Source organism: Acinetobacter sp. ABJ-A23_2 (genome assembly GCF_044538765.1).
Taxonomy (GTDB): domain Bacteria; phylum Pseudomonadota; class Gammaproteobacteria; order Pseudomonadales; family Moraxellaceae; genus Acinetobacter; species Acinetobacter nosocomialis_A.
This window is the reverse complement of the sequence record NZ_JBIUCP010000004.1, coordinates 58109-72196: the sequence shown is the minus strand read 5'-3', so window position 1 is coordinate 72196 and position 14088 is coordinate 58109. Positions and strand designations below refer to the sequence as shown.

Below are 14088 nucleotides of genomic sequence, written 5' to 3'. Positions count from 1 at the left end.
TGTAACAAATTTAAATAATAAAATAAATAATATTGATAATTATTTTCAATTGATAAAAATAAAAAAACCTCAGGAAGAGGCTTTTTTATTTCACTTTTCAAATAATTTTATTATTTGAAGTAAGCGCCTTCTGCTTGCGTATGGTCTGTTTGGTCAACCACACGTTGAAGCTCAGGAATGTTTTCTTTCAAGGTTGTTTCTACGCCTTGTTTTAAAGTCACATCAATTGCAGAACAACCTTGGCAACCACCACCGAATTTCAATACAGCAGTTAAGCCATGTTCTGGGTCATCTTGCACTTCTACCAAGCTACAATTACCGCCATGCCCTGCAAGACCTGGGTTAATTTCTGCTTGAAGAATGTAAGTAATACGTTCTTCAATTGAAGCATCTGGTCCTACGCGTGGCACTTTAGAGTTTGGTGCACGGAAGGTTAACTGACCACCAAAACGGTCTTTGTTGTAATCAATTACAGCGTCTAAAAGATATGGAATAGACGGTGCATCAATGTATGCAGGAAAATCAGGATAGTCCTGTTTATAATCCGTTGGTACCACTTCTTCTGGTGCGCTATATGCCATACAGCACTCTGCACGTGGTGTACCCGGATGTTCAACAAAAATTCGAACGCCAATTCCCGGAGTATTTTGCTTCGCCAATAATTCGTGCAAATACTCTTGTGCAGATGGTGTAATCAAAAGGTTCGGAATTTCTTCTGCAACAGCAGTGTTGGTGTTCTCAGTCGACATAACAATATTCCTCAAGCTGATGCCTTTATATTAACCGAAGATGAGGGGGATTTAAAAAAAATCAACTAAATTTGTCGGATTTATACACAACAGGGTTTCAAGTTGTATTTTTAATGGCATTATTGACCTTAGTATTGATCATTTTTTAAATATTTCTTATGTTGCATTTGCCGTTTAACCATACTATTACCCTTATTATTATTACGGTCGTCGTCTCTTTACTTGCTTTTAGCAATCAAAACGTTATGAACCGCCTGATCTTCTGGCCGCCTGCAATGCAAAGTGGACAATTTGATCGTTTCATCACCCATGGTTTTATTCATGCCGATGGAACACATCTACTTTTTAACATGATTACCCTGTTCTTCTTTGGCAGTATTATTGAAAGTTTTTATCGCCAATATTTCTACGACATGGGCTTTGTCTTGTTCTATTTAGGCGGATTAATTTTTGCGATTTTACCAACCTATTTACAGCATAAAAATGATGCCAATTGGACAAGTCTAGGAGCTTCTGGTGCTGTATCTGCCGTTCTATTTGCTTATATTCTGTTTCAGCCGTGGAAGCTGATTTTTGTATTTTTTATTCCAGTACCAGCCATTATTTTTGCGGTTTTATATGTGGCTTATAGTATTTGGGCTGGTAAACGTGGCAATACTAATATTGACCATAGTGCCCATTTATGGGGTGCAGCTTACGGTGTAGTTGTAACGATTTTGATTGAACCAAGAGTGATTCCACATTTCTTGGATCAACTTACCCGCTTGCCGTTTTAAACTTAATATTTTTGAAAAGCCCAATATGGGCTTTTCTTTTTTTCTCATTTATTTATCAGCATAAATTCTCAGACATTTTTCTGATTTTCTTTGATCAATTCCTTGTTTGGATAGCAAAAACCATCTGATTAAACTCAAGCACAATTCTTTTAATAATTCAGATGATACAATGAAGTACAAAGCTCTTTTATCTAGTCTTTCCATTGCTTTATTTAGCTTATCTTTAGCTGGCTGTAACGATAATAACTCACAAGAAACTGCAGCAAGTACACCAAAGCAGCCCAATATTTTATTCATTATGGCTGACGACTTAGGCTATTCAGATTTAGGAGCCTTTGGCGGTGAAATTCATACACCTAATATTGATAGTTTGGCACAAGAAGGCCGACTTTTAACGGACTATCATACTGCACCCACTTGTTCCCCTACTCGCTCGCAACTCATTTCAGGGACTGACCACCATCTAGCAGGTATAGGGGCTATGGCAGAGCTTACCCCTGACCATTTAAAAGGACAGCCAGGCTACGAAGGCTATTTAAATGAACGCTCTTTATCAATTGCTCAAGTACTCAAAGACAATGGTTATCGGACATATATTAGTGGTAAATGGCATTTAGGCTTAACCCCTGAAACCAATGCACATGCCAAAGGTTTTGATCATTCATTTACTTTATTACAAGGTCTAGACCATCACTTTAAACAAGCTCCAAGCGCTTTTAAGCGAAACTCAACTTATACCGAAGATGGACAAATTATTCCTGTTTCAGCATTGCCTGATGACTTCTTCTCGACCAACTATTTTACCGACAAATTGCTGAACTACTTAGAGTCAGGCAAAAATAGCGGCAAACCGTTCTTTGCTTATGCTGCCTATACTGCACCTCACTGGCCTATACAGGCGCCTGCTGAATACCGTGACAAATATCGTGGCGTTTATGATGTTGGCTACGATGCTATTCGTAAAGCGCGTATAGCTCGCCAAAAACAGCTTGGAATTATTCCGGCAAACTTTGAGGCTGCAGAACCTATTGCGACGCAAAATGCACCACAAAAATATGGAAAATGGGATGAGTTAACGGCTGAGCAGAAAGCACTTGAAGCCCGAAAAATGGAAATCTACGCAGGTATGGTAGAAAATCTTGATGCCAACGTAGGTCGAATTATCCAATATCTAAAACAAAATAATCTTTATGAAAATACTTTAATTTTCTTTGTTTCTGACAATGGCGCAGAAGGTTTTATTCGTGGTGGATATGGTAGCGAATCTGGTTTTGATAACTCTGTAGCAAACGTAGGGACCCCTACTTCATACCACTATATTGGGCCACGTTGGGCCGAGGTCAGTGCAGCACCTTTCCATTTATGGAAAGATACCGCTGGGGAAGGTGCAACTACAGCACCTGCCATTGTGAAATTACCAAATCAGAAGAAAGCTGAAGAAACCAATCATAGCTTTGCATCTGTACTCGACGTTTTTCCAACGTTATTAGATTATGCTCATATTCCAGTCCCTCAAGGCCAATATAAAGGTCGAACCATTAATACACCGAGCGGTTATTCTTGGAAATCTGTACTTGAAAATAAATCACAAACCATCCGTCCAGCAAATTTCAGTTTTGCCGATGAACTCCATGGCAGTAAATATGCAAAACAAGGCGAATGGAAAATTGCGCTTCAAGGTCGTCCTGAATTAGGCACGAGTACTTGGGAGCTCTATAACATTGCCACTGACCGTGGTGAAAATCACAATGTTGCACAGCTTTACCCAGCAAAAGTACAAGAGTTGCTCTCGGTTTATCAAAAATACACTGAACAAAATGGCGTACAGGAATATAACGCCAAATGAAATTGAAACTGCTTCTAAGCACTACAATCAGTCTGTTGTTCATCACAGGCTGTAGTAAGTCTGAACATAGCTCTGACACGAAAATAGTTTTACCAAAGCAAGCCACCCCATCGGCTGCTTTGGGTTCTATTGAACAATGTAAAAGCTATACAGGCCTTCCTGCAGGTTGGCTTAAAAATGCAACTGCCGGAATGGTATTCATACCAGATGGGCATTTTAATTTTGGCTCTGAAAAAGCTTATCCTGATGAACTTAATTTTGGAAAAAAACAGCGGGAAGTTAAAGGTTTCTGGATTGATCAAACTGAAGTTACTGTCGCTCAGTTCTCAAGTTTTGTAAAAGCCACGGGTTATATTACCGATGCTGAAAAACAAAAGCAGGCTGCTGTTTTTTCTCCAGATCCCCATCATCCACAGCAATGGTGGCAACTCAAATCAGGATATACATGGAAAACACCAAACGGCAAAAATGGTGCACTTCCCAACTCTCATGAACCTGTACGCTACGTGACAAAAAATGATGCTGAGCATTATGCAGTTTGGCTAGGACGTGATTTACCAACAGAACTAGAATGGGAGTACGCCGCCAAAGCGAACTCACAAACTGACACGCCTTTACACCAAGCACCTACCGATGAACATCAGCATCCCCAAGCCAATTACTGGCAAGGTGCATTCCCTTTTGAAAATTTGAATCAAGATCATTTTACGAGTATTGCTCCTGTCGGCTGCTTTAAACCCAATGGCTTTAAGCTATTCGATATGATTGGAAATGTTTGGGAATGGACATCCTCTCCCTACCAAGGCGCGCATGATCAACATATGGGTAATTATTCTGATTTAAGACAAAAAGAAATGAGCAGTACCCAATATGTCATTAAAGGAGGCTCATTTTTGTGTGCTGAGAATTACTGTTCACGTTATCGAAATAGTAGCCGTTACCCTCAAGATTTTGATTTAGCAGCTACCCACGTCGGTTTTCGAACAATTTTACGTACACCTTAACTAGTTAAAACTATTTTGTAGTGTTGATATTTCTTAACCAAAAGTAGATCGAAAAACGATCTAATAATTTTTATAGTAGATAGTAAAAGGGAGAATGATAAAAAGTGAGAACAATATGAAAGCATTACTAGTTTGTGCAGCAGCAATTTTCACAATATCACTATCCGCCTGTGCGGTCCATACACCTGAAGGTAGTATTGTGATTGACCCAGATTCACCATATTACGGACATCCAGGAGGCTTTTGCCCACCAGGACAAGCTAAAAAAGGCCGTTGCTAATTAAAGGTTTAAATAGACTATAATCGAATTGACCTTACCGTTTAGCAAGATAACTTACAGCTCATGTGAAGGGTTTCACCCAAAATTAGATGGGGCGAAACTAGAAAATTATGGTGTAAAAAATCACCATATCCCCAAGATTTTTAAAAGACAATCTTACGTTGTCTTTCATCTAGTTTCACCCCAATTCTTTCTTATTCCGTTTGACTTGTCTTATCGTTTCATAAAAAAGTCTAGTTTTTACTCATCATCGTATCTTTTTTATTGATACATTTTGAACATTTTATCTTCAGCTTAAATCTGATGATTTCGCTCTATACAAAATAATCATTTATGTAACGTAAGTCTATAAAAATGTTCTAAAAATGTGAAAAAAATTGAGGTAAAAATGAGATCGAATTATCATAAAAAATCACTCAAACCACCTCTATCACAAAAATAATTTAATTTTCATTTTGTCAGTTATTGCCACTCGTTTCTTTTAATTGGCATAGATAATGTATACACCTGTATATTAATGCTACCGTACAAGTGAGATATTTTATGTCCAGCCAGAGTCCAGATGAAGGTCTACAGTTTCCGATACACGCTTCAACCAAAAAGCAAAGTACTTCTCGCACAGGCCAAGAGATTTTGTCAGAAGCTTTATCTATTGTAGATAATAAAACTGCTCAACAGATTTTGACTGAAAAAAACTGGCGGAAAAATTATCCAACATATTTTAAATCACTTGTTCAGCATGGACTCTCTAATAACAACAATCCGATTACCATTGCAAAACAGGGTTTACATAAGGCTCATCATCTCTTTGACTATTTCCGAGATGGTAAACACTATCTTTTAAAAGATGCTCTGCATATTTCCTCTTCTAAACCTTTAAATACAGTAAGGTTTAAAGGCGAAAGTGAAGCTGCACCAGAATGGTATGTGCAGTATAAAGGTAAAAAACTGAGTGGACAAAGCTTACTCGATCAAATCCAAAAATGGGAAAGCGCAGGCATTATTGAGCCTAGCCACGCCAAAGCATTACGTGAAGCCGTTGCCCACCCTGAATGGTTTGATTTATCTGACCGCACTATGGTCCTGTTTGGTGCGGCATCAGAAGCTGGCCCTTTACCTTGGTTAGCAAAGTGGAAAGCGAATATTGTTGCAGTAGATCTACCGAACCCAAGAGTTTGGGGCAAAATTTTACATACGATTCAGCAAGGAAATGCGACGCTGATTGCACCTACGATTGAATCAGTTGACTCATCAGCAAAAGCTTCAGAATTAAGAGATAAATTAGGCGCCAATTTACTAACTCAAATACCAGAAATTGCACAGTGGTTAGTTCAATTTCCACAAAAGTTAGATTTGGCTGCTATTGCTTATTTAGATGGGGAAAAGCATGTCCGTGTCTCAATGGCAATGGACAGCATTATGCAATATGTGAGTGAACATAAATCTGATACAAGCTTAATGTTTATGTGCACCCCAACCGATGTCTACGCAGTACCCAAAGAAGTTGCAGATGCTGCTCAAGAGAAATTTAAATCTCGTTCACAACTACAAAAAATGGCTGCAAAAGGAGTTTCTGCTCTTTCGCTCAAACGTTTTTTCCAAGCGCCTTATCAAGATTTGGTTACCAGCGAAAATGGTAAAACTTATGGTATTGCAGACTGTTTAGTGGTTGAACAAGGGCCAAACTATGCTTTGGCAAAACGTATTCAACAATGGCGTGCAACACTTGCCCGTCATCAAGGCCAACGTGTAAGTATTAATATTGCCCCTTCTACCACAACTCACTCGGTGACTAAAAATCCGCTACTTAAAGCTGCTTTTAATGGTGCCGAACTGTTTGATGTAGAAGCATTTAACCCAGAAACTACCAATGCGATTATGGCGGCGCTATGGATTCATGATTTAAGAAATGAATCTTCTGTGGCGAACCCTGAAACCGTACTTGATCACCCTCTTGAGTTGATGATGGAAGGTGCCAACCACGGTGGACTATGGCGTGTGGCTTATTTAGCTCGTACTGCCCTTCCTTTTGCTGCTATTTACGGTTTTGCAACCGAAAAACTTCCATTTAGGAAATCTTCTAAAAAATAATGAAATTAAAAGCCCAATTTTAGAATTGGGCTTTTTTAGCTTCAGTTATTTGTTTTGACTATGATTTAAATATTTTTGCATTTCATCTGGTGGCACCATACCACCACCAGTCGCCCAGACCACATGTGTTGCCTGCTTTAATTTCTCTGCTGACAATTGATGCAAAGCTAAATAATCAGGAGTAGTTTGCACATAATATGGCCCCATCATGCCTGCCGCAGCTGAGGGTTCAACTTGAATACTTTCAGTTTGATTTAAAAGCGCAATGAGCTCATATAAACATTCATCATGAATCGTGTAATAGCCATCAATTAACTGCTCCATAGCACGCCCTACGAAACCAGAAGCACGACCAACAGCTAACCCATCTGCAGCAGTAATGTTATCTAAACCAATGTCATTTACGGAAATCTGATCATGCAGACCTGTATAAACCCCCAGTAACATACACGGAGAATGTGTCGGTTCTGCAAATATACAATGTACATGCTCACCAAAAGCGAGTTTTAATCCAAAACTTACGCCACCAGGGCCACCACCTACGCCACAGGGTAAATAAACAAATAATGGGTGTTCTACATCGACTTTAATCTGTTTTTGCTCACACTGTTGTTTTAAGCGTATTCCTGCTACTGCATAACCTAAGAATAATGTTGTTGAATTTTCATCATCAATAAAAAAGCAATTTGGATCTTGTTCTGCGGCTTTTCGTCCCTGCTCTACAGCAACGCCATAATCACTGGCGTATTCCACGACATTGACACCTAGCGAGCGTAATTTATCTTTCTTCCATTGTCTTGCATCGGCAGACATATGCACGGACACTCTAAACCCGAGCTTCGCACTCATAATACCAATAGATAAACCAAGATTACCTGTAGAGCCTACCGCTATTTGATATTTGGAAAAAAATGTTCGAAATGCATCTTGATCAAGTTTACTGTAATCATCTTCTAACGTGAGAAGCCCAGCCTTAATTGCTAGTTTTTCAGCATGAGCCAAAACTTCATAAATACCACCACGTGCCTTGATTGAACCTGAAATAGGTAAATGACTATCTTTTTTAAGCCAAAGCTTTCCCGTAAGCTCCTGTTGTTTTGTTACAGATAGGGCTTGCTGCATATCTGCAATTTCTACTAATTCAGATTCAATTTTTCCATGTTGTGCTTGAGTTTCCGGAAATACTTTTGCCAAGTAAGGTGCAAAACGTTCTAGTCGAGCCTCGGCATCTTTTACATCTTGCTCGCTAAGTCCTACCTTCGCAAGAGCATCGTTTAAAGGATAACGGTTTGGATTGAACCAGAATGTTTCTTGGTAATCTTGTAATGTTTGAATGAGTGGAAATTGTTGTTTTAATTGATCGAGTTGAACCGTTTTCATCCTATATCCTTTCATAAATTTTTTGAGCTAATCACTTAGCACTAAGTGTTCGCAATAATCATTAACTCTTTACTGAATTTACCTGAAAAAAGCGATCTTTTCTTAAATATGCCAATAAAAAAGCCACTAATAATAGTGGCTTTTTAGATTTAAACAGACAACTTAAATGAACTTTAAGAACAACCAATATAAACCACCTGACAAACAAATGGTCGCAGGTAAAGTAAATATCCAAGCTGATAAGATTGTTTTAACAGTATTAAAGTTTAGACCTGATTTATTTGCAACCATGGTACCTGCAACCGCACTGTTTAAAACATGTGTAGTTGAAACTGGCATACCTAAACCATCTGCTGCTGCAATTGTACTCATTGCAATAAGCTCAGCAGACATACCTTGACCATAAGTCATATGGTTCTTACCAATACGCTCACCTACAGTCACCACAATGCGTTTCCAACCGACCATAGTGCCAAGACCAAGTGCCAATGCAACTGCAACTTTTACCCAGTTTGGAATATACTGTAAGAATGAATCCAAGCTACCACGATAATCTTTCACAAGCTTTTTCTGTGAATCATCCATTTTTGGTAAAGCATCTGCTTTGTCCAAACGTTTAAACGTCGTTGTGCTTAAATACATGTCATTACGAATTTCACTAATCGCAGCTTCTGGAATATCTTTTAAGTCGCGATAGCTAGAAACACGAGCACCTAAATGATCAGTCATACTTGCCAATGCAGGTACAACTTCAGGTGTTTGTTGCTTGGTTTGAATATATTTAGTTAAAACTTCACGCGCTTTTTCATCAGTCAACTCTTGCTGATTATGGTTTAACAAAACAGCAGTTTGAGAAGAAAGCTGATGGAATGATTGAACCTGTTGTGTATCGAGGTTTTTATTGATTGAATAAGCTAATGGTACTAAACCAACCAAAATGAGCATGATGAGTCCCATACCTTTTTGGCCGTCATTTGAACCATGTGCAAAACTTACACCTGTACAGGTAAAGATTAAAATTGCACGAATGATTGCTGGTGGTGGCTTATTACCTTCAGGTGGCTGGAATAATTCTAATTGGCGTTTGAAAATAGTTTTAACCAACAAGAATAAGATTGCTGCAAAAGCAAAACCAATTAAAGGTGAAAATAATAATGCCTTACCTACTTTAATCACCTGATCCATATCTACACCACTGGTCGTTACGCCAGTCGATGCACTCAACAGATGGTTCATAATACCCACACCCAAGATTGAACCAATCAATGTGTGAGAGCTAGAAGCTGGGATTCCTAAGAACCAAGTACCCAAGTTCCAAAGAATTGCAGCGATTAACAATGCAAAAACCATTGCAAAGCCAGCACCGCTCCCCATATTCATGATAAGTTCAACAGGAAGCAATGCAATAATGCCATACGCAACAGCACCACTTGCGACCATTACCCCAAGGAAATTACAAAAACCAGCCCACATGACTGCAACTGGTGCAGGCAATGCATTTGTATAAATGACCGTTGCAACTGCATTCGCAGTGTCATGGAAACCGTTAACAAATTCAAAGCCCAATGCAATGAAAAGTGCAGTAGATAAAAGAACAACCGAATAAAGGCTCAAAGGTGGAACATGCGCTAAATCAGCACTAACCTGAAACCCAATATAAATAAGTGTTGCAACAATAATCGTCAGAAACACCGGCATAAAAAATTTCGGTGTTGGGACGTGTACATTCGTCGATTTTGCTTGCAGGTTTGCCGCAAGTTTTGAATCCGAAACAGGGGGTAGATTAGAATTCATGCAGACGGTAAGAGGATAATAAAATCCTCTGTATTCTTAAATTAAATTATGACAATTATATGACAAAGAGCCGCCTGATGAAGTCAAATTTTTATATTTTGACCTCATTTGATGCACCTTTCCTCGCTAATTTTTATTTTATTTTTAAAATACAATAACTTAAATCATTATTTACAAGCTCCTTTTGTGCTTATTTTTACAGCAAAAAAACAAATAAAATGACCCACATGTCTATTTTTTACACAGAACAACTGTAATATTTCGGCATATTGATCATGAAATATTTCAATATCATGATCATTTGATGAATATTTCATGAAAATTCTTTCGTTTTTGTCATAAAACCCCCCTCTCTTTTTAATTTTTCTCTCATCAACTCATGACCTTCGTAGGTCATCATTTGTGCTGCTATTCTGTTACAATAGCGCCGCATTTTTAAATTCATATAAAAGATCGGGGTTTTCTATGTCTACGCTTGCCACCCTAAAAGCGCTTCTTGCTAAACGCATTCTGATTATTGATGGTGCTATGGGAACGATGATCCAGCGCCATAAATTAGAAGAAGCCGACTACCGTGGTGAGCGTTTTGCCGATTGGGCACATGACTTAAAGGGTAATAATGACCTTTTAGTTTTGACACAACCTCAAATCATTCAAGGCATTCATGAAGCTTATCTTGATGCTGGTGCAGACATTATTGAAACCAACAGCTTTAACGGCACACGTGTTTCAATGTCTGACTATCACATGGAAGATCTTGTTCCAGAGATTAACCGCGAAGCAGCTCGTTTAGCCAAAGCAGCTTGTAAAAAGTACTCGACTCCAGACAAACCACGTTTTGTTGCTGGTGTACTTGGGCCAACATCGCGTACTTGTTCAATTTCACCGAATGTAAATGACCCTGCTTTTCGTAACATTACCTTTGATGAGTTAAAAGAAAATTACATTGAAGCGACTCATGCACTGATTGAAGGCGGTGTTGATATCATTTTGATTGAAACCGTATTTGATACATTAAACTGTAAAGCAGCAATTTTTGCGGTTAAAGAAGTCTTCAAACAAATTGGTCGTGAGTTACCAATTATGATTTCAGGGACCATTACCGATGCATCAGGCCGTACCTTAACAGGTCAAACTGCTGAAGCATTCTGGAACTCTGTTCGCCATGGTGATTTGCTTTCAATTGGTTTTAACTGTGCTCTTGGTGCAGATGCCATGCGTCCTCACGTAAAAACTATTTCTGATGTCGCAGATACTTTTGTTTCAGCGCATCCAAATGCAGGCTTACCAAACGCATTTGGTGGATATGACGAAACGCCTGAGCAAACTGCAGCTTTCTTAAAAGAGTTTGCTGAAAGCGGTTTAATTAACATTACGGGTGGTTGCTGTGGTACGACACCAGATCATATTCGCGCCATTGCCAATGCAGTAAAAGACATTGCACCACGTCAAGTACCTGAAACAGTACCTGCTTGCCGTTTAAGTGGTTTAGAACCATTTAATATTTATGATGACTCACTTTTCGTAAATGTCGGTGAACGTACTAACGTTACAGGCTCTAAGAAATTCTTACGTCTCATTCGTGAAGAGAACTTTGCCGAAGCTTTAGAAGTTGCACAGCAACAAGTGGAAGCTGGCGCGCAAATTATCGACATTAACATGGATGAAGGGATGCTCGATTCGCAAAATGCGATGGTGCATTTTTTAAACCTTGTAGCATCTGAACCTGATATTTCACGTGTGCCAATCATGATTGACTCATCAAAATGGGAAATCATTGAAGCTGGCTTAAAATGCGTACAAGGTAAACCGGTTGTTAACTCTATTTCCTTAAAAGAAGGTTATGACGAGTTTGTAGAAAAAGCCCGACTTTGCCGTCAATATGGTGCCGCAATTATTGTGATGGCCTTTGATGAAGCTGGGCAGGCTGACACCGCTGAACGTAAACGCGAAATCTGTAAACGTTCATACGACATTTTAGTGAATGAAGTGGGCTTCCCTGCTGAAGATATTATTTTTGACCCGAACGTGTTCGCAGTGGCAACAGGTATTGAAGAACACAACAACTACGCGGTCGATTTTATTGAGGCGACAGGTTGGATTAAACAGAACTTACCACATGCCATGATTTCTGGTGGTGTATCGAACGTTTCATTCTCATTCCGTGGTAATGAACCCGTTCGTGAAGCGATTCACTCTGTGTTCTTGTACCATGCCATTAAGCAAGGCATGACCATGGGTATTGTGAATGCTGGTCAAATGGCAATTTATGATGATATTCCAGCCGAGCTAAAAGAAGCAGTTGAAGATGTTATCTTAAACCAAAACCAAGGTGAATCAGGTCAAGCTGCGACTGAGAAACTGCTTGAAGTAGCAGAAAAATACCGTGGACAAGGCGGCGCAGCTAAAGAAGCTGAGAACCTTGAATGGCGTAATGAGTCGGTTGAAAAACGTCTTGAATATGCATTGGTTAAAGGTATTACCACTTATATTGACCAAGACACCGAAGAAGCTCGCTTAAAATCAAAACGTCCTTTAGATGTGATTGAAGGGCCGCTGATGGACGGTATGAACGTTGTTGGTGACTTGTTCGGTTCAGGCAAAATGTTCTTACCACAGGTTGTAAAATCTGCCCGTGTAATGAAACAAGCTGTAGCATGGCTCAACCCATACATTGAAGCTGAAAAGGCTGAAGGACAATCTAAAGGTAAAGTCCTGATGGCAACGGTTAAGGGTGACGTACACGATATTGGTAAAAATATTGTAGGCGTGGTACTTGGCTGTAATGGTTATGACATTGTTGACCTTGGTGTGATGGTCCCTTGCGAGAAGATCTTACAAACTGCAATTGATGAAAAATGTGACATCATTGGCTTGTCTGGTCTGATCACTCCATCTTTAGATGAAATGGTATTTGTTGCGAAAGAAATGCAACGTAAAGGCTTTAACATTCCTTTATTGATTGGTGGCGCGACTACTTCTAAAGCACACACAGCAGTAAAAATTGACCCTCAGTATCAAAACGATGCGGTGATTTATGTTGCCGATGCTTCACGTGCTGTAGGTGTTGCAACCACTCTCCTTTCGAAAGAAATGCGTGGAAACTTTATTGCAGAGCATCGTGCTGAATATGCCAAGATTCGTGAGCGCTTAGCCAACAAACAGCCAAAAGCTGCCAAATTGACTTATAAAGAGTCGGTTGAGAATGGCTTTAAAATTGACGAAAGCTATGTACCACCAAAACCAAATCTTTTAGGAACACAAGTCCTCACCAACTACCCACTTGCGACACTCGTAGATTATTTTGACTGGACACCATTCTTCATTTCTTGGAGCTTGGCAGGTAAATTCCCGAAAATTTTAGAAGATGAAGTGGTGGGTGAAGCGGCAACTGACCTTTACAACCAAGCACAAGCGATGTTGAAAGATATTATCGATAACAACCGTTTTGATGCTCGTGCTGTATTTGGTATGTTCCCTGCACAGCGCACTGATGCCGACACAGTGAGCGTATTTGATGAAGCGGGTCAAAATGTTACGCATACTTTTGAGCACTTACGTCAGCAATCTGACAAAGTGACAGGTAAACCAAACTTGTCTTTAGCAGATTACATTCGTAAAGATCGTGAGCAACAAGACTACTTGGGCGGATTCACTGTATCGATTTTTGGTGCAGAAGAACTGGCAAATGAGTACAAAGCCAAAGGTGATGACTATTCTGCAATTTTAGTTCAGTCACTAGCCGACCGTTTTGCAGAAGCTTTTGCAGAACACTTACATGAACGCATTCGTAAAGAGTTCTGGGGTTATAAAGCTGATGAACAGCTTAGTAATGAAGAACTAATTAAAGAGAAATATGTCGGTATTCGCCCTGCACCGGGCTACCCTGCTTGCCCAGAGCACTCTGAAAAGGCAGTGTTATTTGATTGGTTAGGCTCTACCGACAAAATTGGTACTAAACTGACTGAACACTTTGCAATGATGCCGCCATCTTCGGTAAGTGGTTTCTATTATTCACATCCACAAAGTGAATACTTTAACGTGGGTAAAATCTCTCAAGACCAACTTGAAGATTATGCAAAGCGTAAAGGTTGGTCACTTGATGAAGCAAAACGCTGGTTAGGACCGAATTTAGATGATTCGATTGCTTAAGCTTATGTAATTTTTG

9 protein-coding genes are annotated in these 14088 nt (G+C 39.4%); 6 read left to right on the top strand and 3 right to left on the bottom strand.

Features of this window, described 5'->3' with window-relative positions; translation table 11 throughout:
• Nucleotides 1-110 precede the first annotated feature (110 nt).
• Nucleotides 111-749, bottom strand: coding sequence for a Fe-S biogenesis protein NfuA (gene nfuA / locus ACH63V_RS02615; protein WP_004703125.1), 639 nt, complete (start codon nt 747-749; stop codon nt 111-113).
• Nucleotides 750-907: 158 nt separating this feature from the next.
• Here nfuA and ACH63V_RS02610 point away from each other — a divergent pair, with 158 nt between their 5' ends.
• From ACH63V_RS02610 to ACH63V_RS02590, 5 genes are all read left to right on the top strand, one after another.
• Complete coding sequence (locus tag ACH63V_RS02610; RefSeq protein WP_396462644.1) at nt 908-1525, top strand: rhomboid family intramembrane serine protease; 618 nt, start codon at nt 908-910, stop codon at nt 1523-1525.
• A 169-nt stretch (nt 1526-1694) separates the two neighbouring features.
• Complete coding sequence (locus ACH63V_RS02605) at nt 1695-3371, top strand: arylsulfatase (RefSeq protein WP_396462643.1); 1677 nt, start codon at nt 1695-1697, stop codon at nt 3369-3371.
• A complete protein-coding gene (locus ACH63V_RS02600) occupies nt 3368-4375 on the top strand; it encodes an SUMF1/EgtB/PvdO family nonheme iron enzyme (protein ID WP_396462642.1) in 1008 nt (335 codons plus the stop codon). Before ACH63V_RS02605 ends, ACH63V_RS02600 begins: the two co-directional genes overlap by 4 nt.
• Nucleotides 4376-4490: 115 nt before the next feature.
• Nucleotides 4491-4655: a hypothetical protein gene (locus ACH63V_RS02595; protein WP_343569805.1), complete on the top strand. Its 165-nt coding sequence runs from the start codon at nt 4491-4493 to the stop codon at nt 4653-4655.
• Nucleotides 4656-5198: 543 nt separating this feature from the next.
• Complete coding sequence (locus ACH63V_RS02590) at nt 5199-6746, top strand: hypothetical protein (protein WP_396462641.1); 1548 nt, start codon at nt 5199-5201, stop codon at nt 6744-6746.
• A gap of 45 nt (nt 6747-6791) precedes the next feature.
• On the opposite strand, the gene ACH63V_RS02585 is transcribed toward ACH63V_RS02590, so the two are convergent.
• Entirely contained in the window at nt 6792-8126 is a 1335-nt protein-coding gene (locus tag ACH63V_RS02585; RefSeq protein ID WP_396462640.1) for a D-serine ammonia-lyase, read from the bottom strand.
• Nucleotides 8127-8288: 162 nt separating this feature from the next.
• Complete coding sequence (locus ACH63V_RS02580; protein ID WP_396462639.1) at nt 8289-9920, bottom strand: inorganic phosphate transporter; 1632 nt, start codon at nt 9918-9920, stop codon at nt 8289-8291.
• 465 nt (nt 9921-10385) lie between these two features.
• Here ACH63V_RS02580 and metH point away from each other — a divergent pair, with 465 nt between their 5' ends.
• Nucleotides 10386-14072: a methionine synthase gene (metH, locus tag ACH63V_RS02575; RefSeq protein WP_396462638.1), complete on the top strand. Its 3687-nt coding sequence runs from the start codon at nt 10386-10388 to the stop codon at nt 14070-14072.
• Nucleotides 14073-14088 lie beyond the last annotated feature (16 nt).